Annotated in this window: 23 protein-coding genes; 7 read left to right on the forward strand and 16 right to left on the reverse strand. The window is 69.0% G+C overall.

The features are described from left to right. The first annotated feature begins 1 nt into the window (after position 1). Positions 2-946, forward strand: coding sequence for an AAA family ATPase (locus H7F30_RS04060; RefSeq protein ID WP_187036894.1), 945 nt, complete (start codon positions 2-4; stop codon positions 944-946). A gap of 50 nt (positions 947-996) precedes the next feature. Here H7F30_RS04060 and H7F30_RS14870 read toward each other — a convergent pair whose 3' ends face one another. The 3 genes from H7F30_RS14870 to H7F30_RS04075 all read right to left on the reverse strand — a co-directional run bounded on the left by H7F30_RS14870 (position 997) and on the right by H7F30_RS04075 (position 5,462). Beyond that, complete coding sequence (locus H7F30_RS14870) at positions 997-2,421, reverse strand: GH25 family lysozyme (protein ID WP_255464949.1); 1,425 nt, start codon at positions 2,419-2,421, stop codon at positions 997-999. A 225-nt stretch (positions 2,422-2,646) separates the two neighbouring features. Beyond that, positions 2,647-4,917 carry a hypothetical protein gene (locus H7F30_RS04070; RefSeq protein WP_222617849.1) on the reverse strand — a complete coding sequence of 757 codons (2,271 nt, stop codon included), beginning with the start codon at positions 4,915-4,917 and terminating at the stop codon, positions 2,647-2,649. Between the two features lie 116 nt (positions 4,918-5,033). Next, positions 5,034-5,462 (reverse strand): hypothetical protein, encoded by a 429-nt coding sequence (locus H7F30_RS04075; protein ID WP_129665917.1) that lies wholly within the window; start codon positions 5,460-5,462, stop codon positions 5,034-5,036. Between the two features lie 138 nt (positions 5,463-5,600). On the opposite strand from H7F30_RS04075, the gene H7F30_RS04080 reads away from it, so the two are divergent. Both H7F30_RS04080 and H7F30_RS04085 read left to right on the forward strand, forming a co-directional pair. Beyond that, positions 5,601-5,990, forward strand: coding sequence for a VOC family protein (locus H7F30_RS04080; RefSeq protein ID WP_187036898.1), 390 nt, complete (start codon positions 5,601-5,603; stop codon positions 5,988-5,990). 32 nt (positions 5,991-6,022) lie between these two features. Further along, positions 6,023-6,649, forward strand: a complete 627-nt coding sequence (locus tag H7F30_RS04085) for a GNAT family N-acetyltransferase (protein WP_187036900.1) — start codon at positions 6,023-6,025, stop codon at positions 6,647-6,649. On the opposite strand, the gene H7F30_RS04090 is transcribed toward H7F30_RS04085, so the two are convergent. The 10 genes from H7F30_RS04090 to H7F30_RS04135 all read right to left on the reverse strand — a co-directional run bounded on the left by H7F30_RS04090 (position 6,631) and on the right by H7F30_RS04135 (position 18,374). Then, complete coding sequence (locus tag H7F30_RS04090; RefSeq protein WP_187036901.1) at positions 6,631-8,358, reverse strand: NAD-binding protein; 1,728 nt, start codon at positions 8,356-8,358, stop codon at positions 6,631-6,633. The two genes, H7F30_RS04085 and H7F30_RS04090, sit on opposite strands and share 19 nt — an antisense overlap. Before the next feature lie 13 nt (positions 8,359-8,371). After that, entirely contained in the window at positions 8,372-8,749 is a 378-nt protein-coding gene (locus H7F30_RS04095; RefSeq protein WP_187036904.1) for a DUF6394 family protein, read from the reverse strand. An 85-nt stretch (positions 8,750-8,834) separates the two neighbouring features. Next, positions 8,835-10,625: a DNA integrity scanning protein DisA nucleotide-binding domain protein gene (locus H7F30_RS04100; protein ID WP_187036906.1), complete on the reverse strand. Its 1,791-nt coding sequence runs from the start codon at positions 10,623-10,625 to the stop codon at positions 8,835-8,837. 183 nt (positions 10,626-10,808) lie between these two features. Then, complete coding sequence (locus H7F30_RS04105; RefSeq protein ID WP_187036907.1) at positions 10,809-11,573, reverse strand: antitoxin; 765 nt, start codon at positions 11,571-11,573, stop codon at positions 10,809-10,811. A gap of 263 nt (positions 11,574-11,836) precedes the next feature. Next, the gene (locus tag H7F30_RS04110) at positions 11,837-12,343 is read right to left on the reverse strand and encodes a low molecular weight protein-tyrosine-phosphatase (protein WP_052946920.1); all 507 of its coding nucleotides are present in this window, start codon (positions 12,341-12,343) and stop codon (positions 11,837-11,839) included. Further along, positions 12,343-13,434 (reverse strand): LLM class flavin-dependent oxidoreductase, encoded by a 1,092-nt coding sequence (locus tag H7F30_RS04115; protein WP_255464950.1) that lies wholly within the window; start codon positions 13,432-13,434, stop codon positions 12,343-12,345. Before H7F30_RS04115 ends, H7F30_RS04110 begins: the two co-directional genes overlap by 1 nt. A gap of 44 nt (positions 13,435-13,478) precedes the next feature. After that, positions 13,479-14,354, reverse strand: coding sequence for an SGNH/GDSL hydrolase family protein (locus tag H7F30_RS04120; RefSeq protein ID WP_187036911.1), 876 nt, complete (start codon positions 14,352-14,354; stop codon positions 13,479-13,481). A gap of 324 nt (positions 14,355-14,678) precedes the next feature. After that, positions 14,679-16,259, reverse strand: coding sequence for an SDR family NAD(P)-dependent oxidoreductase (locus H7F30_RS04125; RefSeq protein ID WP_187037839.1), 1,581 nt, complete (start codon positions 16,257-16,259; stop codon positions 14,679-14,681). A gap of 139 nt (positions 16,260-16,398) precedes the next feature. Then, the gene (locus tag H7F30_RS04130; protein ID WP_255464951.1) at positions 16,399-17,148 is read right to left on the reverse strand and encodes a response regulator transcription factor; all 750 of its coding nucleotides are present in this window, start codon (positions 17,146-17,148) and stop codon (positions 16,399-16,401) included. Then, positions 17,136-18,374, reverse strand: coding sequence for a sensor histidine kinase (locus H7F30_RS04135; protein WP_187036913.1), 1,239 nt, complete (start codon positions 18,372-18,374; stop codon positions 17,136-17,138). The genes H7F30_RS04130 and H7F30_RS04135 overlap by 13 nt, the downstream gene beginning before the upstream one ends. Positions 18,375-18,518: 144 nt before the next feature. Here H7F30_RS04135 and H7F30_RS04140 point away from each other — a divergent pair, with 144 nt between their 5' ends. Then, the gene (locus H7F30_RS04140) at positions 18,519-19,601 is read left to right on the forward strand and encodes a CPBP family intramembrane glutamic endopeptidase (protein ID WP_187036914.1); all 1,083 of its coding nucleotides are present in this window, start codon (positions 18,519-18,521) and stop codon (positions 19,599-19,601) included. A 126-nt stretch (positions 19,602-19,727) separates the two neighbouring features. On the opposite strand, the gene H7F30_RS04145 is transcribed toward H7F30_RS04140, so the two are convergent. After that, positions 19,728-20,609: a Dyp-type peroxidase gene (locus tag H7F30_RS04145; RefSeq protein WP_187036916.1), complete on the reverse strand. Its 882-nt coding sequence runs from the start codon at positions 20,607-20,609 to the stop codon at positions 19,728-19,730. Between the two features lie 210 nt (positions 20,610-20,819). Between H7F30_RS04145 and thiM the strand changes: the two genes are divergently transcribed. From thiM to thiD, 3 genes are read left to right on the forward strand one after another with little or no spacing between them, the layout of a single operon-like run. Beyond that, positions 20,820-21,656, forward strand: a complete 837-nt coding sequence (gene thiM, locus H7F30_RS04150; protein WP_187036918.1) for a hydroxyethylthiazole kinase — start codon at positions 20,820-20,822, stop codon at positions 21,654-21,656. Then, the gene (thiE, locus tag H7F30_RS04155; RefSeq protein ID WP_187036920.1) at positions 21,653-22,408 is read left to right on the forward strand and encodes a thiamine phosphate synthase; all 756 of its coding nucleotides are present in this window, start codon (positions 21,653-21,655) and stop codon (positions 22,406-22,408) included. The genes thiM and thiE overlap by 4 nt, the downstream gene beginning before the upstream one ends. Continuing rightward, complete coding sequence (thiD, locus tag H7F30_RS04160; RefSeq protein ID WP_187036922.1) at positions 22,405-23,214, forward strand: bifunctional hydroxymethylpyrimidine kinase/phosphomethylpyrimidine kinase; 810 nt, start codon at positions 22,405-22,407, stop codon at positions 23,212-23,214. Before thiE ends, thiD begins: the two co-directional genes overlap by 4 nt. Positions 23,215-23,277: 63 nt before the next feature. On the opposite strand, the gene H7F30_RS04165 is transcribed toward thiD, so the two are convergent. Further along, positions 23,278-24,876, reverse strand: coding sequence for a peptide MFS transporter (locus tag H7F30_RS04165; RefSeq protein WP_187036923.1), 1,599 nt, complete (start codon positions 24,874-24,876; stop codon positions 23,278-23,280). 95 nt (positions 24,877-24,971) lie between these two features. Then, entirely contained in the window at positions 24,972-25,562 is a 591-nt protein-coding gene (locus H7F30_RS04170) for a hypothetical protein (RefSeq protein WP_147362655.1), read from the reverse strand. Positions 25,563-25,632: the final 70 nt, after the last annotated feature.

The raw sequence follows: 25,632 nt of genomic DNA on the forward strand, positions 1-25,632 counted from the left end.
CATGAGTGACGAGGAGTGGGTGCGCTCGCGCCTTCCCGTGCGCACCATCGAGGCCTGGCCCGAGGTCCGCGAGCGGCTCATCGCGCACTCGCTCGAGGACGATGAGGTCGTCGAGTGGCCCGGCGAAGAAGCCGACGACTCACCCGAGACCGCCGGGACGCCCGAGCCGGCAGCGGCCGAGCAGGCCGCCGAACCCGACGACGGCCTCACCGACTTCCAACGTCAGTGGTTGTCGCTGGAGGAGCCCGAAGAGGACGAGTCCGAAGCGCCGCTCGAACCCGGCTACCACTGGTGGGAGGGCATCCCCGCCGTCCGTCAGTTCCTGCTCGAGGGGTTCACGCCCGGCCCCGCAACGGTGCTGCTCGGCGAGAACGGCAGCGGCAAGTCGACGCTCGCCGAGGGCATCGCCATGGCCTACGGCCTTGCGCCCGAGGGCGGTTCGACGGGCAGCAGGCACCGCACGCGCAACACCGAGGCCGGTCTCGGTGATCAGCTGCACATCGTGCGCAACGCCGGTGCGGGCAAGGGCGGCTACTTCCTACGCGCCGAGACGATGCACTCGTTCTTCAGTTACCTCGAGGACAACCCGGGCAAAGATCCCGAAGAGCCGCTCTTCCACCAGCTCAGCCACGGCCAGTCGTTCGTCGCGCTCGTGGAACTGAGGTTCAAGCCGAAGCGGCCCGGCCTCTACGTGCTCGACGAGCCGGAGTCAGCCTTGTCGTTCGACAACCAACTGCGCCTCCTGCGTCACCTCACCGCGCTCATGGGCACGGGCAGGCACCAGATCCTGCTCGCCACCCATTCACCGATCCTCGCGGCGCTGCCGGGCGCCACCATCATCGAACTCGACGATCGGGGCTTGCGCGAGGTCGATCACGACGACGCCGGGCTCGTGCGGCAGTGGCGTCACTTCATGAACGATCCGGCTTCGTTCCTCGAGTCCTGACGCAGGCGAGCGGCGCCCGAGCGAAGGCCCGGGCGCCGCTCACGCGGGGATCAGAGCTTGCCGGTGGTCGCGTAGGCACGCAGCTGCGTCAGCGAGCCGTTGAAGATGTTCGTGTCGTAGCCCTTCGCATCCAGCGCGGCGTTCTGCCAGATCGCGTGCTTGCGGTTCTGTGACGACCACATGGTCGGCAGCGGGCCGACCGAACTGCTGTAGCGCGCGAGCCACAACGGGTTCTGGGCGAGAACGGAATCCTTGACGACGACGGCCTGCTGCGTCGTTCCGGTCTGCGGGAGCGTCCCGTTCGAACCTGCGGCACTCGCATCGGTGCCGACGCAGCGGTTCCACCAGATCGAGGCGGTGTAGATCATCGGGTTCACGCCGGTACGCGTGCGGTACTGGGTGACGAAGTCGTTGATCCACGTGCGCATCTGCGTCTGGGTCATGTCGAAACACATGGAGCCGTAGGGGTTCCACTCCATGTCGAGGGCCCCGGGCAGGGTCTTGCCGTCGTTCGACCACCCGCCGCCGTTCGACACGAAGAAGTCGGCCTGCTGCGCTCCGGTGGCGGACGAGGGATTCGCGAAGTGGTAGGCACCGCGGATGATGCCGTTGTCGTACGCGCCGGTGTACTGCGAGGCGAACTTGGGGTTCTTGTAGTAGTCGCCCTCGGTGGCCTTGGTGTAGAGGAAGGCCGCCCCGGCTTCCTTCCACCCGGCCCAGTCGGACAGGACCGTGTGGCCGCTGATGTCGATGCCTGCGACGCTGGTCGGCTCGCTCGGCGTCACATCGCCGCTCGGGGGCGTGACGACGGTGGTGCCGCCGGTGGTGGCATCGGTGGTGGCATCGGTGGTCGGGTTGGTCGGGATGGGCTTGACGACACCGAGCGAGGGGGAGGTCACGTTCGGCTTCTGCGAGATCTCGATGTGGCCGGAGAACAGCGGCACGCGAGAGTTGTAGTCGATCTCGTACTGCCACTTCTTCGTCACCGCGTTGAGCTTCACGCCGGAACGCCACGTCACCTTCGCGCCGAAGGTTCGTGCCTGGAGCGAGGCGACCCGCGCCTTCTCGACGGTTTCGGCTTCGGCCTTCGTGGAGTAGGAACCGTTCACCTTGAACGAGTGCGCACCGGCGATGAGCGGTGCGGGTGCGACGCCCAGCTTGGTGTCCCCGTTCCAGATGGCACGCGCCCGGTTGTAGCTCACGTCGTAGAGGTAGCCGGTCTGACGGCCGGCACCCGTGCCGGCGTCGATGCGGTGGCAGGCGCCGGCCTTGATGCTCGTGCCCTTGTATTTCTTGATCGTGGAGATGGCTGACGTGCGGGCCTTCTCGCAGGCGGCCAGCGTGCTCGAGTGCGACTGCTGGTACAGCCCGTGACGGAAGGTGTAGTTGGCAGCGGCCTGTGCGGGCGCTGCGGCGGGGACGAGCAGACCGAGGCTCGCGGTGGCGAGCACGACGGAACGGGAGAATGACGGCACGGTGAGAGGCTTCCTCGTCAGGGGCGGGGGAAGAGATCCGTCGCCCACATGAATCGCAGTGGGAAGGCTGCGGATTCGAAGGTAGGGATCGCGTGCGCCCAAAGAGACCCAACGGTTTGAATCGTTATCGAGGCGCGATGTGATCGAGACCGTAGCGCGACAGTCGGTAGGCAGACCGAATGGGTGGCCAGGCACCTCGGCCGACCCTTCGGGCCCTTCGGTGGCTCAGCTCGCGCTACTGGCGGCCTTCGAGGGCGGGCGCAGTTCGTAGACGGAGACCGTGGGCGAACTGAAGATCGTGGTCGTGAGGTCGGCCAACTCCGGCGAGACCCTCGACGCGCGGGAGTCGGCGTAGAGGTATCGCACTCCCCGTGCGGCGAGAGCGTCGAGCACCTGACGATCCGGAGCCGAGAACGCTCGCTCGTTCTGGGCGAACGCCGTCGTGTCGTAGTACGGCTGGTACATGTAGCGGTAACCGCCCACACCGTTCCGGATCCGGGCGCTGGAACTGTAGGCCCAGGCCCCGATGTCGACCGGCGAACGCGTGATGGCCGACACCCAGAAACCCCGTGCATCGCAGTGATCGACGGTCACGACGGCCGCACAGTGCACGTTGGTCGCCACGAGTGACGACTCCGGGTTCGCCTGCGCAAGGGCGCGACCCGCCTCGAGTTCGTCCTCGGTGAGTGGAGAGGTGGCGGTCGGCGGATTGGCGGGCTTGACCACCGGGGCGTATTCGGGGGTCATCGTGTACGCAGTGGCAAGGACGGGGGCAGCCAGGCTGTAGCCGAGAACGGAAGCCCCCAGTGCGAGTGCGGCCCGCGGGTGCCGCTTGCGGCGCGCGAGCAACACGATGCTCACGAGGGCGAGCAGGAGGACAACACCGGCGATCGGGGCCATACGCGACATCCGAAGCGGCGCGAGGTGCTCGTAGACGGACGTGCGTTGCCACACGAGGGCCACACCGAACGAGGCGCCGCCGATGATTCCAGCGGCTAGGGCCACCGCCCGCGTGTCGGAGCGTCTGCGTGCCCCGTTGACCAACGCGACGAACCCCCAGGCGATGAAGACCGCCGACACGGGCTGCAGCCCGCGCATGAAGTAGACCTGCGACAGGGAGGGGTGAGCGAGCGCGAACATGGCCGCCACGGCTACCAGGAACATACCGATGAACATCGAGCGCGCCACGACGTCGTCGATCGCCGCCACGAAGAGGATGACTGCGTAGGTCGCGAGCAACGCCACGACGAACAGAGCGAGCACGTCGAAACCTGGCTCGCGCCCCATCTTCTGAAGGGCTCTCCACGGCCGCAGCTGGCGGGCGGTGGCACCGAGCAGGAAGATCGAACCACCGCCGCCGCCCGCGAAGAGAGGCGCCGTGCCGACGACGACGGCGCCGCCGACTGCCCCCAGGACGACCGGCCGGACGACACCGCGGCGTCGCCATATGGCGTGGAGGGTGACGACGCCCAAGCCGCCCATGAGCGTCGGCAGGATCGAGACCTTTGTGCCTGGCCCCATGAGCGCCAGCAGCAGGCCGAGCCCCGCGAGGGGCACCGGAACGCGAGGCGCTCGCAGGATGACGATGACGACCCAGGTGAGCAGCAGGCACAACGGCAGGCTGAACACGTGCGATGGACTGGCCCAGAGGAGCGCGGTCGTCGCACCGGTGTTGATGGCCTTGCTGAACAGCGCCACGGGAGGGACGGCGATGAGCACGGGTGCGAGGGCGGCGACGAGCGCCGAACGGGAGAGGGCGAGACCCATCTCGTAGGCCAGGCCCAGCGTCGCAAGAGCGACGGGGATGAACCAGACCACGACGGAGACGGCGTCGACGTCTACGCCGCCGGCGAGGCTCAGGGCGGCTCCGTGGGCGTTACTGAACCAGTGGTAGGAGAGCATCCCCTCGGCCGCAGACTGCGGGTCGGTGGGTGGAACCTGGTTCATGGCGGCCGCAGAGATCGCGACGTGCCACTCCATGTCCTGGTACCAGCGCAGGTGATGATCGAGGGGCGTGATGCGCCAGAGGGAGACCGCCAGGGAGCGCACGGCCACGGCGCTGCTCACGAGGAGAGCGCCGATGGCCCACCAACGGGTGCGGGGCAGCGGCGCGGCCGGCACGTCATCGGACAGGGGGTCGAAGCGCCGGAAGATGACCTCCCACAGCGCCGCGAACGCCAGGGGCGTCGCGAGGACGAGCCACGTCTGCCCGGTTGCGACGCCGACAGCCCAACCGAGAAGCTGCGCGGCCAGGCCGGTGGTGAAGGCGACGCTCCACCGTCCGACGCGCGTGAGCGTGGTGAAGCGGCGTGTGATGACGAGACCGGGACCGAGAACGGTGAGGCCGTAGGCGAGGACGAGACGTGCGATGTCGGGCCAGGAAACACCCGCCCGGTTGACGATGTACGCCCCGGCGAGAAACGTGAGGGCACCCACAGCATCGGCGGCGTCGGGACGGCGAGAAAGTCGGCGCGAGCCAGGGGTTTTCACGGACACACACCGCAGTATAAGAATTGCCATCGCGGCGTTCCTGCGTCGGCGCGCCGCCACCCGGAACGCACTCGAGCGCCCCCCGGGGACGGGGGACGCTCGAGTGACGCTGACGGGGGAGGTCAGCCGGCGTGCTTCTGCAGCGTGGCTCCGATGGCCGGCAGCGATTCCTTGATGAGGTCGGCGGCCTTGCCGCGCATGCTGCCGTAGACCTTCGAGATCTGGTCGCGGCTCGTGGCCTGAGCGCGGGCGTCGGCAACCTTGAGGATGTCGGCGGTCACCTCGTCGCCGCGGCCGGCGAGGTAGGCGCCGAAGTCGCCCTGGCCGCCGAACTGCTCCCAGTACGGGTCGAAGATGGCGGTGATCTGCTCGAGGTTCTCGTTGAGCACCTTCGGCACGTCGGCCTTCTTCTTGGCGGCGGCGTAGCCCGTCTTGATGGCGGCACCGGAGAGGCCGCGCTTGTTCGAGACCTCGGTGTCGATCGTGGCCGCGAGGTCGGCGGAGACAGCGGGGCGCACGGCGGGGGCGAGGAGCTTCTCGGACAGAGACATGGGATGCCTTTCTGACGGGGTAAACACTGCGCTCACCATAGCCGCCGCGGGTGACAGCGCCGTCGCGGGTGAGGCGCGCGGTCGAACGCGGCTCGGCGGAACGCCGCGGTTGTCACCGGGCCGTGGCAGTCTTGATTCATGACGACGAGAACAGCGAACTTCTGCATTGACTGTGCCGACCCGCGGGCCTTGGCCCTGTGGTGGGCCGACGTGGTCGACGACTTCGAGGCCGGCGAGCAGGACGAGTGGACCGACGAGGAGGCCTGGTTGGCCGGCCCCGTGGGGCGAGACCTCGTGTTTCTCAAGGTGCCCGAACCGAAGCAGGTCAAGAACCGCATGCACGTGTGCGTTCGCCCGGTCGACACCACGCGTGACGAGGAGGTTGAGCGTCTGCTCGCCCACGGCGCCACGATGGTCGACGATCTACGTCAGCCTGACGAGGGCTGGGCAGTGCTCGCCGACCCGGAGGGCAACGAGTTCTGCGTCCTCACCGCGGACGCGGAGCGCTGTGGCGTAGCTCAGGGCTGAAACGCTTGGGCCACTCGTGGCACAGTGACGCCATGAGCGCGCTGCCGAGTTTCGTGCCGAGCACACCCGTCGAGACGTCGCGCCTGCGTCTGCGCCCGATGACGAGCGACGACGTCGCGGCGGCCGCGGCGATTCGCGCCCAGCCCGAGGTCTGCGCCTACCTGAGCCACGGTGCGCTTACGCCCGCCCAGCTCGAGGCCAGGCTGCGTCTCCGGATGGCCCGCACGAACCTGGCCAACGACACCGAGTCCGAGGTGCAACTCGTCGTCGAGGCGCTCGGTGAGGAAGGCGACGCGGCCGTCGTCGTCGGCGACTGCGGCTTCAAGGTGGCACGCGCCTGGACGCAGAACGACGCACCTACCGAGAGCCTCGTTGCGCGCATCCACTACGCGATGTCACCCCTCGTGGCAGGGCGCGGTCTGGGCACGGAACTCGTCGGAGCGCTGGTCACCCACCTGTTCGCCGAGCCGCACGTGCACCGCATTCAGGCCGACGTGTTCGCCGACAACGTCGCGTCGCGCACCGTGCTCGAACGCAACGGTTTTCGTCAGGAGGGCTACTTCGTCGACGACGGCATCATCGACGGCAAGTTCGTCGACGCGTGCCTCTACTCGCTTCTGCGCCGTGAGTGGGAAGGCGGTCAGGCCGCGGGGCGGTGACGCTTGAGCTTGCGCCACAGCCACGTCTCCGGCACGTGGGCGCCGGTCGCGATGTACTCCGCCGCAGCGTCCGAGTACTGCGTTTCGTGCAGCGCGAGCAGCCCCGAACGGTGCCCGACGACGAGCAGGTGGTCGTCGGTCGTCACGGCCGTCGACTCGTCGGGCGCGAAGATGTGTTCACCGTTGCGCACGAGGACGAGCGGTACGAGCGGGAGGTGCTCGTCGCGGCCGTCGGGGCTCTTGAGGATCTGCCCGACGGTGAGTTCGTCGTGCAGCAGCCAGCGGTGAAGCGCGGGTGAACCCTGCGCGGACAGGTCGACGAGCAGGCGCTCCTTGCCTGTGTGGCCGCAGTGCGCGGTGAGGCGGGCCATGATGCCCTCGGCGAACTCGTTGGGCTGCTGAACGGCGTACTCGACGAAGCTCCAGAACAGCGGCGTGATGACGCGGGCGAGGCTCTCCTGGGCGACGAGCTCCGTGGGCGTGAAGACGGAGTCGATGTCGAGCGCACTCACGAGCGAGGCGCGGGCGTCCGACTGCTGCAGCACGGCGACGAAGAGGTCGGAGCGCTCAATCTTGGCGCGCTCGGCGAGTGCGAGGTTCGTCGTGTCGTTGTTCGTGCCGACGACGAAGCCGTTCGCGTTCGACACGTCAGGGTGGCCGTCCTTGGGGTCGACCACGGTGACCTTCATGCCGGCGCGCGTGAGGTCGTTCGTCACTTCCTCGGAGAACTCACCGTCGGCGCACACCACCCAGCTGCCGCCGGGTTGGGGCAGGAACGGCTTAGGCATCTCGTCGTCGCGCGGGTCCATGAGCCACTTCACGAGGGCGTACGTGGCAGGGCGCTGCAGCGCGAGAACGAGGTAGGCGCCGTACCGGTCGCTCGGGTTGATGACGGCATTCGGCGCGAAGTCATCCATGCGTTCCTCGACGACGCGGTCCATGCAGCGTGCGATGACGCTCGTGCCGGGGCGCAGCAACGTCGTCGCCATGACGACGGCGAGGTTGTCGGTGTCGTCGTCGGTGAGGGCCAGCACGCCCTCGCAGTGCAGATTGGCGAGCCCGGCCATGCCGAGCACGCTGGGCAGGCTCGCGTCGGCCTCGAGCGCAGGGACGTCGCTCTGCAACTCGTCCGTGGCGATCCGCTGGATGCGGTCCTCGCTGCGGTCAATGACGACGAAGCGCCGCCCCGCCTCGTCGAGTTCGCGGCAGACCTGACGCCCGGCCTGACCGTACCCGCAGACGATGAGGAACGGCTCGCGGATGCGCTTGACCTTGCGGCGGAAACGCTGCATCGCGACGGCGTCCTGGAAGCTCGCCGATTGAAGCAGCGACAGCAACGTACCGATGGCGTACGCCCAGCCGACGACCGTCATGAAGATACAGACCGTCACCCACATCCGCTGGGCGGTGGTGAAGGGCACGATCTCGCCGAAGCCAATCGTCGAGGCGGTGTAGGAGATGAAGTAGAACGCCTCGAACGGCGACAGGTGGGTCGCGTTTCCGTTCGCGTCCTTGCCCGGGATGATCGACAGCCCCAGCACGGAGATGGCGAACACCGTCGTGATGAACACGAGCGGCGAACGCATCCGGCGGATGACGATGAAGATCGCGTCGGTCGACGGTGCCTCGTCGGGGATGCGCACGGGCCGCCGCAGCCGGGTGCGGTGCCGGTGGCTGTGACGGGCGAAGAAAGCGAGCATCGCGCTCATGGGGCGCAGGGATTCAGCGTCGGCGGTAGGAGATGGTCTCGGACACGAGCAGCACGACGCTGACGACGTTCGCCAGGAGCGCGCCACCGGAGAGCGAGACGATGCTGGCCGTCGTGCCGGGGTCGTTCTCGTATCCGCCGGCGAGGACGTAGAACGCTGCGGCAGAAGCGAGCTGGAGGACGGCGACGAGCGACGTGGCGAGGTGGATGGCGCCGATCTGCGTGCGGTCGCCGAACTTCAGTACGAGCGCGATGAGGTTGACGAAGATCGCGACGTACAGCTCGTTGACGTTGTGCAGCTTCGGGTCGCTCATGTCGCCGATGAAGAAACCGAAGTTCATCGTGGCGGCCAGCAGCACGAAGAAGCCGAAGACGACTTTTTCGAGGTTCATGCCTGAAAGCGTACGGCGTCGAACGGTCCGCCCTCTAGCGCGGTGCCGATGGGAAGGTTCCTCACGGTGGGCTCGCGCTCGCGGGCTACTGCTCCGGGGTGACGAAGTAGGAGTCGTCCATCGCAGGGTGCGGCGCGATGGGAACGACCTGCATGCGCACGCGCTCCTCGGCCCACCGTCGCTGCTCGACGGTCTCGCGTGCGTCGTTGACGGCCTCGCACTGCTCGGCGTCGAGGTAGAACTCGAACTGCGTGGCGCGGGCGTCGAGGCGCGCGAACTTCTCGTAGTCGTGCCCCTCGTGGGCTGCCGTGACGAGCTGTTGGACGACACGCTCGATCGTCGAGCGGCGCATTCGACGAGCCAGCTGCGGCAGGATGTCGATGCGCCCGTCCTCGCTCACGATGATGACCATCGAACCCTTGCCGCGCCCCGCGAGGTAGCGGATCGCCGAGTTGTACCGAGCGCCGCGCGAGATGTCGCCGGTGCCCGTGGCGGCGCCGTCGAGGATGACGCCGACGGCGTGGCAGTGACCCTCCGGGCTGACGAGCACCGCGCCGTCGATCTTCGTCAGGGCGTGGAACGCGTTCGGCCCGAGGCGGGTCGGCTCGACGGTGTACGCCTGCGGGAGAAGGCGTTCGCCCTCGGCGCGAGCATCGGGGTGGACGACGAGCATCGTGCCGTGCTGCTGACGGATGCAGGCCTGGGCCATGTCCCACAGGATGTTCGCGTGCTGGTCGGTGGCCTCGGGGAAGACGCGCCGCACGGTGTGCACGAACGTGTCGGCGTCGACGAGGTCGCGAGGCAGCGTGGGCTGGCCGTTGTCGACGCGAAGGAACGGCGTCGTCGCGTGCCACAACTCCCACGAGCCGTTACCGACGACACGCACGGTGAAGCAGCGCTCGTCTGCCGGGTCGTAGGAGTCTACGAGGGTGCCGAGGCCGTACACGTTGCGCCCGTCGCACAGGAGCTCGAGGCCCGGGCCCGTCATTTCGAGGGCCTTGCGGAAGGCGCGGGGCACGGACACGGCCACCTCGTGCTCGAACGCGACATCGCAGCGAACGGCCCCGTGGCCGGGTTGGGCGAGCACGAGGGTGCCGAGGCTGGCGCGCCCCTCGTAGGTCTGAGCCGAGACGGCGTCGAGGGCATCACGCAGGCCGAGGGCGAACTCCTGCCCCGCGCGCGACGCGCACCCGTTGACGAAGGTGTCTGCGGCAGAACGCAGCACGGCACCTGCGTCGATGCCGATGAGGGAGACGGGGTGCTTGCGGTCGAGTTCGTGGCTGGCCGCGCGCAGGACGTCGTCGATGACGGCTTCGGGAAAACAGGCCGCGGCCGCGAAGCCGTCGATCGTCGTGGTCGACAGTTTCGGCAGTTCGGCCCACGGCTCGCTCGACACGGCAAGCACGGGGAAGACGCGGTGGTCGTCGACGACGACGCTCATCCCGACGAAGAGCCTGCGGTCGTCGAATCGCGCTGCGGCCTCGAGTGCTTCGAGGAGCACCTGACGGCGGCAGCCCTCCCGCAGCGCGGTGAGGTAGTGCTCGGGATGCCATTCCTCGTCGGCGGCGTGGGGCACCCCGGCCGCCACCGAACGGGCCTCGGGGCAGGAGGCCGGGCAGGTTGTTCGGCGCTGCTCCTCGAAGAGCGCGTCGGCGCGGCCGAGGAGTCCGGCGAGCGGTTCGACGTCGAACGCGTTGCGCTCGGGCTCGACGAGGACGGCGTCGCTGCCGTCGACGGGGAAGCCGATGAGGAAGCCACGTGGGTCGAGTTCGACGCCGGCGCGGTCGAGCGCTTCGTCGGCGAGTCGTTCCATCGACCACCGAAGCTCGCCCTGATCACCCCACAGGGACGCAGCACCACCCCGAACTGCTTCCATGGCAGGCATTTTCGCACGCCGATTTCGGTGCGAAGACCCGCGTCCCACGCGGTGGATCCCGGTGGGCTCCGGCATCGGTCAGAGAACGGCCCCCGGCTCGCGGCTACCAGGTGCGAAGAACCAAAACTGCGCGCGTCCCAGGCGAACCCGGGACGCGCGCAGCGTCAGTCGTCGTGCGTGCGGTCAGCGCAGCGTGTCGCCGTGGGGACCGTCCTCCGGGAGGCCGTCACCCACGCGGCGCACCGCGTTCTCCTGCTCGGCCTCGCCGCTGAGGGCGGTGACCTCCGGGTGGGCCAGTGCCTCGCCCGTGTCCGCGTCGTCACCGAAGTCGCCGTTCACGGAATTGATCTCGGGATCGGTCACGGCTGCGTTGTCGATGTCGGCGTTGCGTACGTCGCGCGCGCCGGCGTCGTCACCGAAACCGTCGGTGGTGGTGCGGTTCTCGCCGAGACCGTCGGCCTCGCCGTGGACGGAGTTGATCTCCGGGTCCGTGACAGGCTCGTTGTCGTCGACGGAGTAGGCGGTGTTCGGGTCGAGCGAGCTCGTCGGTGCGTCGGCGCCGACCGCACGATCGACGGCGCTCTCGCCGCCGAACTGGTCGTCGGCCGTCTGCAGGCCGTCCTGTCCGATGGCGCGGTCGATGGCCTCTTCGCTGCCGACCGCCGTGTCGCCGAAGTCACCGGTCGTCGTGCCTGCAGCGCCGGTGGCGGCGCCCGTGGCAGACACCTTGTCGACGCCGGTCATGGCGGCATTCTGCGCCTTGGCGACCTTGTCGGCGTACTTGCCGCCGGTCTTGTCGTTGACGGTGGCGCCGGCCTTCTGGACGGCCTCGGCGATCTTCTCGCGGTTGCCGTCGGCCGCGGCGGCGGCCTTCTCCTTGGCGAGCTGAGCCTTCTGGTCGAGGCCGAGTTCGGCTGCCTTGGCCCTGAGCTTGTCGGTGAATCCCATGATCGTCTCCCTGGTGGGTTCGATGGAAGGTCTTACCTGTCGTAACGAACCCTGCCACGCGGATGTTCCGGGCACCAGAGGCAATTGGCCGGGATGCCGGGCCGGACGGACGATGCGCCGACACCAGCCGACGCAGGTCGCTGCCGGCGCCGCCTGCAACGGATCTCGACTGGTCGATGGCTCGGTGCATTCGTCGGCCCGGCGCCCGCGGCGATGACGGCCCGAGCCACCCGCATCGGGGGCGCCAGGGGCGGGCAGCAGCGTCAGTCGAGCTCGCGCACCGCATCGGCAAGGGCGGGCATGGCCCGCTCCATCGTCGCGAGCGTCGTGACGAAGCCGTCCTGACCGCCGTACCAGGGGTCGGGCACGCCGTCGCCGGGCTCGGCCTCGGGGTCGTAATCGGTGAGGAGGACGACGTGGTCAGGCAGGTCCCCGCCGTAGATGTCGCGCATCCGGTCGAGGTGGATGTCCTCCATGGCGACGACGAGGTCGTTCTCGTCGATCTCGTCGCGCGTGATCTGGTGCGCGCTGTGATCGTCGGCGTCGTAGCCGGCCTTCTTCAGTTCGGTGACGGCGCGAGGGTCGATCGGGTTGCCGATCTCCTCGGTGGACGTCGCGGCGCTCGTCAGCTCGACGTCGCCGAGGCCGTGTTCGGCGAAGTAGGTCGCGGCGACGCGCTCGGCCATCGGCGAGCGGCAGATGTTCCCCCAGCAGACGAACACCACCCTCCGAATGGGCGCCGCGGTGCCGGTGTCGCGTTTCCCAGGCATCATCGAATGCTGGCGACGATCTCGAGAGCGCGCTTCTGGGCCTCGAGGCCGCGGGCCGCGTTCGTCATCATGAGCTCGTCGGCCATGGCGTGCTCGGCGAACTGTTCGAGGTAGGCGCCGACGCGCTCGGGCCCGCCGATGGCGGTGTACGTGAGCATGTGCTTGGCCTGCTGGCCGGCGGGGGAGTCGAGAAGCATCTCGATCTCGTCGTCGCTGAGGCGGCGGTCGGCAGCGCCGAAGCGGGTGGCGAGGGAGCGAACGCGGGCGCGCAGGACCTCCTCGTACATCGTCGCCGCGGCGTCGTCGGTCTCGGCCGCCACGACGTTGAGGGCCGCGATGACGTGCGGCTCGGCCAGTTGCTCGGAGGGGCGGAACTCGGTGCGGTAGGCGTGAACCGCGGCCTGCAGCGCGTCGGGCGCGAAGTGGCTCGCGAAGGCGTACGGCAGGCCGAGAGCGGCGGCGAGCTTGGCACCGAACATGCTCGAGCCGAGGATGTAGAGAGGCACGTGGGTGCCCTGGCCGGGCACGGCCTCGATGCCGGCGAGGGGGCTCTCGTCGGAGAGCAGGCCCTGGAGTTCGACGACGTCCTGGGGGAAGCGGTCGCTGGCGTGCGGGTCGCGTCGCAGGGCCTGCCAGGTCCGCTGGTCGGTGCCGGGCGCCCGTCCGAGGCCGAGGTCGATGCGGCCCGGGTGCAGTTCGGCGAGGGTGCCGAACTGCTCGGCGATGACGAGCGGGGAGTGGTTCGGGAGCATGACGCCACCGGAGCCGACACGGATCGTGTTCGTGCGCGCCGCGACGTGCGCGAGCAGCACCGACGTCGCCGCGGACGCGATGTGTTTCATGTTGTGGTGCTCGGCGAACCAGATGCGCTCGAAACGGCCCGTCGCCTCAGCCGCCTGGGCGAGTTCGACGCTCGCGTTGATGGCGTCGCCGACGCTCTGGCCGCCGCCCACCTGGGCGAGGTCGAGGATCGACAGGGGGATGTCACCGGCCTTCTTGGCGAACGACACGGTCTCGATCGTGGTGTCGTCCGGCGAGGAGCTCGCGCGGGTCGTCGGGTCGGTCGGGTGGGATGCGCCGTTGTCACTCACGTTTGGGTCAACGCCCGGCGTCGGGGCCGGCATTCCCCGGCGGCTCAGCTCGCTTCGGTGAGCAGGTGCGTGTCGGTGGGTCGCTTGGGTTCGGCGATGAGGGCGTCGAGGCGTTTGGCGAGCTTGCGGTGCAGCCAGGCCGAGGGGTGGAAGCCGTCCTCGGCGAAGGCCCTGCCCTTCTCGAGCAGTCCCGAGTCGGTGAGCAGGTAGTGCTGCACGTTGGGGTACGTGGCGATGACGTCGGCCGCGACGGCGTCGAAGCGCAGCGCGCGTTCGCCGAGGGTGTGGCCGAGGAACGTCGGCATCGAGGGGAACTCCTGGATCGGCGGCACGCCGAGCACGACGACCTGCACGAGCGGGTTCACCTCGGTGATCGTGTCGAGCAGCGTGCGCAGGCTGGTGCGCCAGGCGTCCTCGGTGCGTAGGTTCTTCACGTCGTTGATGCCGACGCTGACGACGACCGCGTCGGCGCGCGCGAGTTCGCTGCGGACTGCGTCGGTGCCGGCGAGGAGGCTGACGTCGTGGGCGTCGGCGCCGGAGCGAGCGATGACGTGCCAGGCGACGGGGTGTTCGAAGCGCTCGGACATGCGGCAGGCGAGACGCCCGGCGATGCTGTCGCGGTGGTGTTCGATGCCGACGCCGTCGGCCACGCTGTCGCCGAGCACGACGAGGTGATGGTCGTCCTCGGGCTCGAAGTGGGAGCCGTTCGGCACGGTACTGGCCACGCCCTCACGCGCGGTGGCGCTGGGCAGCCGGGCGATGTCGTGACGCACACGTCGCCCCTGGACGATGAGCGCGGGCGCGCGCAGGAGAAGCGTCGGCAGCGAGCACCCGGGTGCTCGGGAGGAGACCTTCGAGCGGACGCGGCGGACGGCGCGGGCGACCCCGGACGAGCGGCGTTCGGCTAAGAGGTCACGCATGGCGCCCATGGTTGCCGATTTCACGAAGATGACGCCACGCCGACGCGACTCGTTCACCCAACCGTTAGGTCGCTGTGACCTGCGGGTGAGCTACCTCACCCGATGAGTGCCGCGCACGCGTCGCGGCGACGTTGCCCGGACTAGGGGGCTCTGCGACGCGAACCGCCGCCAGTCTTTGTGACTTTAGGGCCCTAAAGTTACAAAGACTGCTTGGGACCGCTCACTTAGAAATGATCTGGCGACCGTCTGATCTGACACAGATCGCCCCATGAGCCGATGGCAGCGGCACGAAGCCAGCCGATGGAGTCCGGCCGCACGTCGGCGTCACCAAGGGTGCTCGGCGAAGTCCTTGAGGAAGATGCCGTACTGGTCGACGCCGTTCTCGCCCATGACGATCGGGTCGTAGACGCGGGCGGCGCCGTCGACGAGGTCGAGCGGCGCGTGCCAGCCCTCCTCAGCGATGCGCAGCTTCTCGTGGTGCGGGCGCTCGTCGGTGATCCAGCCCGTGTCGACCGCCGTCATGAGGATCTTGTCGGTCGTGAACATCTCGCCCGCCGACGTGCGCGTCATCATGTTGAGCGCCGCCTTCGCCATGTTCGTGTGCGGGTGCCCGGGCCCCTTGTAGCGGCGCGAGAACTGTCCCTCCATCGCCGAGACGTTGACGACGTAGGCGCGCCTCGCACCGTTCTTCACCGCCTGACGCATCGACGGCCGCAACCGGCTCACGAGCAGGAAGGGCGCCGTCGAGTTGCACAGCTGCACCTCGAGAAGCTCGAGCGGGTCGACCTCCTCGACCTTCTGCTTCCAGCTGTTGACGCGCTGCGTGTCCGGCAACAACCCGCCCGCGTCGACGGCCGTACCCGCCTGGTACGCATCGAGACTCGCGTGCCCGGCCGACAGGGCGAGCGACGTCATCGCCGCCGCCGACTGCGCCTCAAGCTCGGACGCCCGGGCTCCCGCCTCGTCATGGTTCTCGTCGTCCGCCGCGTGCGTGTGCTTGTGCGCCGCGAGCGTGCCCGCGAGGTTGGCCGGGTGCGCGTCGCTGATGCGATCGAACTGCACGATCTGCGGCAAGGCGATGTCGCGCGGCAGCGGCAGCTCCTCACCCGCGACGAGGTTCGAGTACGCGCCGGGCGTGCGCCGCACCGTCTGCGCCGCGTTGTTGATGAGAATGTCGAGCGGCCCCGCCTCGGCCACCTCGTCGGCCAGGGCGATGACCTGCGTCGGGTCGCGCAGGTCGATGCCGACGATCTTGAGCCGGTCGATCCACTCCGGCGAGTCGGCGAGCTCCGCGAACCGGCGGGCCGCGTCACGCGGGAAGCGCGTCGTGATCGTGAGGTGCGCGCCGTCACGCAACAGCATGAGTGCGATGTACATGCCGATCTTCGCGCGCCCGCCCGTCAGCAGCGCGCGCTTGCCCGTGAGGTCGACGCGCTGGTGACGCTTGGCGTGGCTCATCGCCGCGCACTTCGGGCAGAGCCAGTGGTAGAACGCGTCGACGGTCGTGTACTTCTCGTGGCAGATGTAGCAACCGCGCGGCGTGTGCAGCTCGCCCGCGATGTCGCCGACCGTGCTCGACGTCAGGGGGATGCCCTTCGTCTCGTCGTCGATCCGAAGCGGCGAACCGGTAGCCGTGGACTCGAGCACCTTCGTGTCGTGGGCGCGCAAGGGCCCGAGCTCGGCCTCGCGCGCCTCGTTGCGCCGCGCCTTGCGTACCCGCTTGTACATCGTGCCGGTGGCGCGCTTGACCCGCTGGATGTCGGGGTGGCCCGCCGGCAGTTCGTGCAGCATGCCGAGGACGCGCAACGTCGTCGCCATCTCGTCGGCGTCGATCGCGGTCTCGGCGAACAGCTGCTCCTGCTCGGGCGTCAGCGCCTCTTCGTGCACGTGCTCAGGGGCTGCCATGTCGTCCGAATCCACCCGGCAAGTGTAGGCGGGGTGGTGAGGGGCCACCCCAGCGGTGGACCCAGCCGGTGACGTTCGTTGCGGTTGGCTACGTTGCACCGTCACCAACCGCAAGAAACGTGGCCAACGTCGAGGTTGGCTACGTTTCGGACAGCTCGAGCACCCGGATGGCCAACTGGACGCGGTTCGTCACGCCGAGCTTGTCGAACAGTCGGCTCGTGTGGGTCTTGATCGTCGGCATGCTGAGGTACAGCTGCTGAGCGATCTCGGCGTTCGTCAGGCCTTGAGCGATGAGCTGGGCCACCTCCCACTCACGCTCCGTGACGCCGGACGGCGCGGGGGCGGGTGATGGCTTCGCTGACGGCGCGCCGGGGGCTGAATCCCCGACCGAACCGCCGCCGAGTCCGATGCCGTCGGCCGACTCAGCACCCGCACCTGCAGGCTTGTCCGCAGCCAAGCGCACGAGCCGCGCCAGCACCGACGGCGAGAACCGTGCACCGCCGCGGGCTGCGTCGAGCACGGCTTCGACGACGGCCTCCGGGGGAGAGTCCTTGAGCAGGAACGACACCGCCCCGCCGCGCAGCGCGTCGAGCAGGTAGTCGTCGGTGTCGAACGCGGTGAGGACGACGACGCGCGCCCGTGCCCCTTCGTCGGCGAGCGCCCGGGTGGCGTCGAGCCCGTTCATGCGCGGCATGCGAACGTCCATGAGGACGACGTCCGGGTCGAGTTCACGCGTGAGCGTGACGGCTTCGGCACCGTCGGCGGCTTCGCCCACGACCTCGATGCCGCGAGCACCGTCGATCATGAGCCGCAGCCCGGCGCGCATGAGGTTCTCGTCGTCGGCGACGAGCACGCGAACGCGGGCGTCGGGGTCGGTCAGCTGCGCCACGGAATGCGCACCTCCACAGTGAAGTAGCCGGGTGTCTCGCGTCGGTTCATCGTGCCACCGATCAGACGCACCCGCTCGCCCACCCCGACGAGTCCGAGACCGGTGCTCAGGGCCTCCGACGACGCGGCCGTGGGGTTGGTGCTCACGACGACCAGCGTGTCCTCGTCGCGTCGGAACGTGAGTGCGAGCGGAGCGTCGGGAGCGTGCTTGCCCGCGTTGACGATGAGTTCACTGACGATGCGGTGCGCTGCCGCGCCGTTGGTACCGGTCAGCGTCCCGAGGTCGGTCTCCTCCAGGCCCGCGAAGCTGACGGTGACGAGGCGGCCCTGCGCACGAGCGTCCTCGACGAGCGTGAGGACATCACGCGCCGACGGGAGGGGCCGCGCATCGGGTGTGGCGCTGCGCAACGCGGAGAGCACCTCGCGCAGTTCGGCGTTCGCGGTTCCCGCAGCGTCGCGCAGGGTGCGGGCGGTGGCGCGCATCTGCTCCGGCGAGAGGTCCTCACGGTAGGCGAGCGCGCCGGCGTGCATCGCGATGAGGGAGAGGTGGTGCGAAAGGCTGTCGTGCATGTCGCGCGCGATGGCGGTGCGTTCCTCCGAACGGGCACGCTCCGCGTCGATCTGCTTCGAGCGGGCCAGGGCAGCGTGTTCGCGTTCGATGGCCGCACGCTCGCGCTGGGCGGCGATGGCCTGCGCCTGCCACGACGCGAGCAACTCCGCCCGCTCGGCCCGCGAACGTCCCCAGGCGAGGAAGGCGTAGCCGATCGGCACCATGATGAGCGACCACAGGAGGGTCGACCAGTCGAGGGACAGCCGCTGCTCGGTCAGTGCCGTCTGGACAAGACCCGTCGCGACGAGAAGAGCGAGCACCGCGACGTCGTCCCGGCGACGGCGCAACCCACCGAGTCGGACGACGGCGACCAGCGCTGCGGGTGTTGCGAACGCGCTGACGGCGGAGGCGAGCAGGAGCAGGTAGTTCCACCGCCCCGCGCGAGACATCGGGCCCACAGCGATCACCGCGACGAAGCCGACGAGGAAATCCCAGAGGAGCAGCCCGTTCTCGTAGGAGGAAAGACCGTCCTCCTCGAGCGTTTCGATCTGGATGCCGAAGATCACGACGCCGAGGACGAAACAGGCCGCGCTCACCGCGAACGGACGCCAGCGCCGCCGGCCGGCGAGGCGTTCGTTGTTCGAGGTGGCCAGCGACGTGCCGGCGGAAAGTGGCATACCGCCATCGTAGGAACGCGCGAAGGGATCACGGTATCGGCCGAAGGTCGCTCCCTGACGCGGTACGTCAGCCCAAAGAATGAACCTCGACGACCATGCCCTGGGCCGATGCGTCGGGCATGCTCGAACGACGAGGGTTGAGGCATGGAACGAGACGAGACGCGGCCACAGCCGCAGCACACGACGCCGGTGGGCGTCGGGCACGACGAGCCGCACACGAGCACCCTGCCCGTCCGCCCGGTCGGCCTCGATGCGGGGGCTCCGGCGCAGCCGGTTCTGCCGACGACCCAGGCTCCCGACGAGGCCATGGCGGCTTCCAGCACAGAGCCTCGCTGGGCGAACCTGCCTTACCACCGGCTCGCCCACGTCACACCGAGTTCCAGGCGGTGGTGGCGGCCGCTCGTCATGCTGCTCATGTTCGTCGTCACGACGCTCGTCGTCGCAGCCGTGGCCACGGGCCTTGCCTTCGCGGTCCACGCGATCTTCCCGGAACTGCGTCGACCCACCGAAGACCTCGGGGACTCACGCAATCCGGCTGACTTCTTCTACGGGTTCCTCTCCGTCGCGCTCTTCCTGCCGGTCGTGTGGGTGGCTGTCCGCGTCGGTGGCCGACGTGGCACGATCCACTCGGTGTTCGGCCATTACCGCTGGGAGTTCATGGCGCGCGCAGCCCGCGTCGTCGTGCCCGTCTCCGCAGTGGCCGTCCTTGCGCCGATCTTCCTCTTCGACGCGGACACCCTCACGACGACCACGCGGTCGACGACGCTGTGGATCCTCCTCTTCGCCGTCGTTCTCGTGCCGTTGCAGGCCGCCGCGGAGGAGTACGTCTTCCGCGGACTGCTCCCGCAGATGATCGGAACCTGGCTGCGTTCGCCGGTGTGGGGCGTGCTCGTGGCGGCGCCCCTGTTCACCGTGCTGCACGGGTACGACGCGGTCGGTCTCGTCGACATCGCCCTCTTCGCCGTGTGTACCGCCTACCTGGCGTGGAAGTCCGGCGGACTTGAGCTGCCGGTGCTGCTGCACGTGTCGAACAACCTGTTCATCGGGCTCATCACGCCGTTCGTCCCGGATGCCCTCGCGCAGGGTGAGACGGAGTTGTGGTCCGTCGTCTGGTCGGCCGTCACCACGCTCGTCCTCACCGTCTGGACGAGCCGCTTCGTCGACCGCGAGTACGGCCTGACGCGCTTCCAGCCCGTCGTCCGTCCCGCCCTGACGAGGGCCGTCTGACGCCGAGGCACGTCCCCAGCCGGTGACGTTTGCTGCGGTTGGTGACGGTGCAACGTCACCAACCGCAACGGCCGTAGCCAACGTCAAAGTCGGCTACGGCCGCTCGGCGTGCGTGGCGGCGGAGCGTCAGCCCTTGAACGCGTCCACCGGGGGGATGACGTAGTACGAACCGGTCTCGGCGTTCGAGTACTTCGTCAGGGCGTCGCGGGGGTAGTCGCCGACGCCGGCCATCGACTCGAGCATGTCGTGCAGACGCTTCTGCTCGCACGCGAACCCGACGAACATCGTGCCGTGCGAGCTGACGTCGCCGTAGGGCATGTTGCGGCGCACGATGTGGCCGAAGTCGTCCTGGTCGGTGCGCTCTGCGTGGCTCGTCTCCGGCTTGTCCTCGAGCTCGACGGAGTCGACCTTCGTACGGCCGATGACGCCCTCCTGCTCCTCGGTGGAGAGCGACTCCCAGGCCTTCTGCTTGTGCGGCCACTTCTGCAACAGCAGCACGCTCGAGCCCCCACCGGGCTTGCCGTCCGCGACGACGGCCTCGTCGTACTGCTCGATCGTCGTGGGGTTCTCGGTGCCGTCGACGAACCCCGTGAGGTCACGGTTCGTCTGGTAGACCCAGCCCTCCGTCTCGTCGACGACGCGGATACCCGGCACCACCTCGCGCGCGATGGCAAGCAGCTGACGCGTCGCGTCGAACACCTTGTCGCGCGCACCGCCGAACACCCAGAAGACGAGGTCGCGCTGCGTCGCGGGGATGACGTAACCGTCGGCTCCGACGACGTCATCGGCGAAGTCGTGCACGTTCTCGGGCGTGTGCTTCCGCGAGATCTCCTTCATGAGCGAGGGGCGCACACCGACGACGAAGTTGACGCCCACGTCGTCCTGCTCGGCCTCGAAGAGCGGCAGCAGCTGCGAGAGCGAGGTGAGCGAACCGGGCGCGACCTCGAACTCGATGTACTCGCTCGACGTCGCACCTTCGACGAAGATGCCGGTCTGGGCCTGGGGCATGCTCAACAAACTCCTTGGGAAGGGGTGTACCTGTCTGCCTCCAGGCTATCGACCCCCTCGCCCCGCGGCGCCAGGGGAATCGGTAGATTGGTGAGCGTCCCGCGGGAGCCTTCGAGCTGAGAGACGCCAAGTGTGCGTCGACCGCCAGATCCACCGTCATCGGTGGGCACACCTGATCCGGGTAATGCCGGCGTAGGAAGGAGACGCGCGATGATCGCGCCCCGAAACACCCCTGCCCCCACACGACCTCGCGCCGAAGTCGACGAGATCGCAGCCGTGGTCGACGCCGTCCGCGTGGCCGCACCACTCACGCAGTGCCTGACGAACTCGGTCGTCACCGGTTTCACGGCGAACGTGCTCCTCGCGGTCGGAGCGTCACCCGCCATGGTCGATTCGCTCGAGGAGGGTCCGATCTTCGCTGATATCGCCGACGGTCTGCTCATCAACGTCGGCACCGTCAATGCCATGACCGTCGACTCGATGCTCGCCACCGCTGCCGCGCGCGAGGATGCGGGCCGGACATGGTGTCTCGATCCGGTCGCCGTGGGTGCTCTCCCCGTCCGGACGGCGCTGGCCCGCGACCTGCTCGAACACCGCCCCAGCGTCGTGCGTGGCAACGCCTCCGAGGTGCTCGGCCTCGTCGGCGAGACGGGCGCGGGGCGCGGCGTGGACGCCGGCGACGACGTCGACTCCGCCCTCGACGTGGCGGCCGCACTGGCCGCTCGCACCGGGGGAGCGGTTGCCGTGAGCGGGGAGGTGGACGCCGTCGTCGCGACCGACACGCCTACCCTTCGCATCGCGAACGGCCACCCGATCATGACGAAGGTGACTGGCGTCGGGTGCGCCCTGGGAGCCATGGTCGCTGCGTACCTGCCCGTGGCCAGAACGCCGCACCTCGCGGCTGCAGCCGCCACCGCGGCCCTCACCGTCGCCGCCGATGACGCGGCGTACCGGGCCAGTGGCCCCGGCAGTTTCGCCGTCGAGTTGCTGGACGCCCTCGCCCGGGTCGACGCCGAGGCCGTCGCCGCGAACCTGGACCTGCGATGACGCCGCGGACCGCGACCACGACCACCACGTCGACCGCGACCTCGCAGGCGGCTCTGCCCGATCGGCGCTCCCTTCGGCCGCGCCTCTACCTCGTCACCGACACACACCTGTGTGGCGGCCCACGGGGCGTCGTCGAGACGGCACTCGCCGCCGCGAAGCACGGCGCGGACATCGTCCAACTGCGTGACCACGACGCCACGACACGCGAACTGGCCGCACTGGCAGCCGAACTGGTCGAGGCGCTCGAGCCGACCGGCGTACCGCTCGTCATCGACGACCGCCTCGACGTGGCGCTCGCGGCGGGTGCCGCGGGCGTGCACCTCGGTCAGAGCGATCTCGATCCCGTCGCCGCACGGCGAATCGCCGAGGCCCTCGGGCGCCACGACTTCCACATCGGATGGTCGGTCTCTCGCGCCGACGAGATCAGGGCGGTGGACGCGATGCCGCCCGGCACGCTCGACCTGATCGGCATCGGCCCCTACCGGGCCACGCCGACCAAGCCGAACGCTCCGGAGCCGCTCGGCGCCGACGGCGTCGGCGCTCTGGTCTCAGTGGCCCGTGCGGGCGGTGTTCCGGCTGTCGTCATCGGTGGCGTCAAGCAGGCAGACGTCGGCGGCCTCGTCCGGGAAGGTGCGCGAGGTGTTGCTGTCGTCTCGGCGATCTGCGGCCAGCCCGATCCCGCCTCGGCCACCCGCGACCTGCGGGTTGCGCTCGACGAGGCGCTGGCTCGCGACGCGGGTGAGCCGGCATGAAGACGCGCATCCCCAACGTTCTGTCGATCGCCGGCACCGACCCGAGTGGCGGGGCCGGCATCATGGCCGACCTCAAGACCTTCGGTGCCCTGGGCGCCTACGGCTGCGGCGTCGTCACGGCGGTCGTCGCGCAGAACACCCAGGGTGTGGAGGCCGTCGGTCTGCTGACGCCCGACCAGGTGCGTACCCAGATCCAGAACCTTCTCGCCGACGTGCGCATCGACGCGGTCAAGATCGGGATGCTCGGCTCCGCCGCCGTCATCGAGACCGTCGCCGACGCGCTCGAAGCACACCCCGAGGTGCCGTGGCGCGTGCTCGATCCCGTCATGGTCGCCTCGAGCGGGGATCGATTGCTCGACGAGGACGCCGTCGACGCGCTGCGCTCGCGCCTCGTGCCGATGGCGGACGTCATCACGCCGAACCTCGCCGAGGCCGCGGTCCTGCTCGATCTGCCCGAGCTCCCGCCGGAGCCGACCGAAGATCTCGCCGCACGGCTGGCGCAACTGGGGGCGGGCGTCATGCTCAAGGGCGGTCACGGGACGGGCGATTTGAGTGAGGACGTCCTCCTCGTCGGCGGCGACGTCACCCACCTGTCGGCGTCGCGCATCGCGACGCGGAACACCCACGGCACCGGCTGCACGCTGAGCGCCGCCATGGCCGCGTTGCGTCCCCAGCGTGACGGATGGGCGGAAGCGACCCGTGACGCCAAGGACTACCTGACGCAGGCCCTCGCCGCGAGCGAGCGTCTCGATGTCGGAGCCGGCACGGGGCACGGGCCCGTCCACCACTTCCACGCCTGGTGGTGAACGGGCGAACGCCCGACTCCGAGGAGGGAGCCGGGCGTTCGTGCCGTCACGGGACGTGTCACGTCATGCCGTGGTGACGCGCTCGTCGACGTCCTTGATGTGTCGCGCGATCCACGGCGTCAGGGCCATGAGAACGAGCGAGAACCCGGCCGTGATGAGGCCGAGGGTGAGGAAGAACGTCGTGTCGCCCATGCCCTCCATGAGGCGAATCGCCTGCGCGGCGGCCGACTGGCCGACCGCGGACGCGAGGAACCACAGCGCCATGCTCTGCGTCGTGAACGCCGCGGGTGCGAGCTTCGACGTCGCAGAGATGCCGACGGGCGACAGGCACAGCTCACCGATCGTCTGGATGACGAAGACGCTCGCCAACGCCCACATCGGCGCCGTCGGGCCGTTCGGCCACAGGTGCGAGTAGTAGGCGAGGAGGACGAACGACAGGCCGGCGAGGAGCACGCCGATGGAAAACTTCGCGCCGGTGCCCGGGAAGCGTCCGGCGCGCTTCATCCACAGCGCGGCCGTGACCGGCGCGAGCAGGACGATGAAGAGCGGGTTGACGCTCTGGAAGAACTCGGCGCTCACACCGATGCCGAACACCTCGCCGAGGTCGGTGCGATCGGCGGCGAAGGCCGCCATCTTGCTCGCGGCCTGCTCGAAGATCATCCAGAACAGCACCGCACCGATCCACAGGGGCACGTAAGCCTGCAGGTGCGAACGCTCGCGCGCCGTCACCTTGGGGCTCTTGAACATCGTGACGAAGACGCCGAGCGCGGTGATGACCGACAGCGCCGTCACGCCGTTGATGATGGCGGTCGGGTTGTCCGCCGAGACGGCGAAGCTGATGCCGAACACGGCGGCGATGACGACGGCCGAGCCGCCGACGAGGCGCACGACGCCGGGGATCTCCTCGCGCGTCAGCGGGTTCGTCGGGCGCGAACCGGCGCCGCGCAGCTTCTTGCGGAAAAGGAACATGCCGATGAGGCCGAGCGCCATGCCGATGGCCGCGGCGGAGAAGCCGGCGTGGTAACCCCATCGGTCCTTGAGGAAGGTGACGACGAACGGAGAGAAGAAGGAGCCGATGTTGATCGACATGTAGAAGATCGAGAAGCCGGAGTCCCGTCGCCCGTCCTGCGGGTCGTACAGCTGCCCGACGACGGACGAGACGGACGCCTTCTGCAGACCCGTTCCGAGCGCGACGACGGCGATGCCGAGCCACGAGAACGCTTCGGCGGGCACGGAGAGGAAGATGTGGCCCGCCATGATGACGATGCCGCCGAACAGGGTCGCCTTGAACGCTCCGATAACGCGGTCGGCGAGCCAGCCGCCGAGCACGCTGAGCAGGTACACGGAGGCGCCGTACGTCGCGACGATGGCGAGGGCGATCGACTGCTCGACGCCGAGGCCGCCGTTCGTGGCGGTGTCGTAGAGGTAGTACGCGAGGATCGCGCGCATGCCGTAGTAGCTGAAGCGCTCCCACAGCTCGGCGTTGAACAGCGTCCCGAGCCCGGCAGGATGTCCGAGGAATCCGCGGTCGGGCAGCGACGGCTCGGTGCGGCCGCTGGAGATGGCCTCCCGCGTTGCGGGATCGTCGAGGTCGACGTCGGTGACGTTCGCCGGGGAGTCACCGACCGGTGAGTCCTGGTGTGGTCGTGAGGAATCGACCATGAGGGGGTCGCCCTTCGGTAGGGGGACACCGTCGTCGGGGTGATGACAACGGCCGCACCTGGCAGGTGCGGCCGTCAATCATAGTCTTGCGATGCTTAGGCGGGCGCCGTCGGTTCCGGGTCCAGGTCGGCCACGGCGGCGCGGGCTTCCTCGATGGCCTCGAGCACCTCGGGCAGGTCGAGCAGCGAGTGGATCTCGGCGCTCGGCATGACGTCGGAGAGGTTGGCCACCCGGTCACGGTTGAGCCACACCGTGAGCCAGCCGCGCTCAGCAGCGAGATCGAAGGCTGCGACGTTGTTGCTGATGAGCACGATGTGGTCGACGGGCTTGCCGGTCTCGGCGACCACGGACTCGATGCGATCGAGCGTCTCGATCCAGTTGAGGTGGTTCTCGGTGGTGTGGAGTTCGGGTGCGGCGTTGCTCGGAGCGTGCGGACCGTCGACGCGGGCCTTGAACGGAGGCAGGAGGCACTCGTGCCCCTCGGGCATCGGGGCGTAGTCGATGAGGTTCACCGTGCCCGTCTCGCTGAGGCCCACCATCGTGGGCAGGACATCGGCAAAGAGTTCCGGCTCGCGCTCGTCGGAGCGTCCTCCAGCCCGAGCCCCCTGCTCGAGTAAACCGGTCAACATGTATCCCCGTCGATCCCACAGGGTTTCGTCGCCATCGAACCAGACAGAAATGGTCACCTGATCAGCGTGACAGATGGAGGTGTGATTCTCCTAGTCGAGCCGCGGAATCTGGCCCTCAGGGGTGAAG

The sequence above is a fragment of the Dermacoccus sp. PAMC28757 genome (assembly GCF_014302635.1).
Taxonomy (GTDB): domain Bacteria; phylum Actinomycetota; class Actinomycetes; order Actinomycetales; family Dermatophilaceae; genus Dermacoccus; species Dermacoccus abyssi.

What these genes read in the sequence shown, in the direction of transcription:
- H7F30_RS04095 (WP_187036904.1), bottom strand. Translation starts at nt 8,749, where the DNA reads ATGAACCTCGAAAAAGTCGTCTTCGGCTTCTTCGTGCTGCTGGCCGCC.
- H7F30_RS04165 (WP_187036923.1), bottom strand. Translation starts at nt 24,876, where the DNA reads ATGGTCGATTCCTCACGACCACACCAGGACTCACCGGTCGGTGACTCC.
- thiD (WP_187036922.1), top strand. Translation starts at nt 22,405, where the DNA reads ATGAAGACGCGCATCCCCAACGTTCTGTCGATCGCCGGCACCGACCCG.
- H7F30_RS04125 (WP_187037839.1), bottom strand. Translation starts at nt 16,259, where the DNA reads ATGGCAGCCCCTGAGCACGTGCACGAAGAGGCGCTGACGCCCGAGCAG.
- H7F30_RS04120 (WP_187036911.1), bottom strand. Translation starts at nt 14,354, where the DNA reads ATGCGTGACCTCTTAGCCGAACGCCGCTCGTCCGGGGTCGCCCGCGCC.
- H7F30_RS04140 (WP_187036914.1), top strand. Translation starts at nt 18,519, where the DNA reads ATGGAACGAGACGAGACGCGGCCACAGCCGCAGCACACGACGCCGGTG.
- H7F30_RS04080 (WP_187036898.1), top strand. Translation starts at nt 5,601, where the DNA reads ATGACGACGAGAACAGCGAACTTCTGCATTGACTGTGCCGACCCGCGG.
- H7F30_RS04075 (WP_129665917.1), bottom strand. Translation starts at nt 5,462, where the DNA reads ATGTCTCTGTCCGAGAAGCTCCTCGCCCCCGCCGTGCGCCCCGCTGTC.
- H7F30_RS04135 (WP_187036913.1), bottom strand. Translation starts at nt 18,374, where the DNA reads ATGCCACTTTCCGCCGGCACGTCGCTGGCCACCTCGAACAACGAACGC.
- H7F30_RS04100 (WP_187036906.1), bottom strand. Translation starts at nt 10,625, where the DNA reads ATGGAAGCAGTTCGGGGTGGTGCTGCGTCCCTGTGGGGTGATCAGGGC.
- thiE (WP_187036920.1), top strand. Translation starts at nt 21,653, where the DNA reads ATGACGCCGCGGACCGCGACCACGACCACCACGTCGACCGCGACCTCG.
- H7F30_RS04145 (WP_187036916.1), bottom strand. Translation starts at nt 20,609, where the DNA reads ATGCCCCAGGCCCAGACCGGCATCTTCGTCGAAGGTGCGACGTCGAGC.
- H7F30_RS04060 (WP_187036894.1), top strand. Translation starts at nt 2, where the DNA reads ATGAGTGACGAGGAGTGGGTGCGCTCGCGCCTTCCCGTGCGCACCATC.
- thiM (WP_187036918.1), top strand. Translation starts at nt 20,820, where the DNA reads ATGATCGCGCCCCGAAACACCCCTGCCCCCACACGACCTCGCGCCGAA.
- H7F30_RS04110 (WP_052946920.1), bottom strand. Translation starts at nt 12,343, where the DNA reads ATGCCTGGGAAACGCGACACCGGCACCGCGGCGCCCATTCGGAGGGTG.
- H7F30_RS04105 (WP_187036907.1), bottom strand. Translation starts at nt 11,573, where the DNA reads ATGGGATTCACCGACAAGCTCAGGGCCAAGGCAGCCGAACTCGGCCTC.
- H7F30_RS04090 (WP_187036901.1), bottom strand. Translation starts at nt 8,358, where the DNA reads ATGAGCGCGATGCTCGCTTTCTTCGCCCGTCACAGCCACCGGCACCGC.
- H7F30_RS04085 (WP_187036900.1), top strand. Translation starts at nt 6,023, where the DNA reads ATGAGCGCGCTGCCGAGTTTCGTGCCGAGCACACCCGTCGAGACGTCG.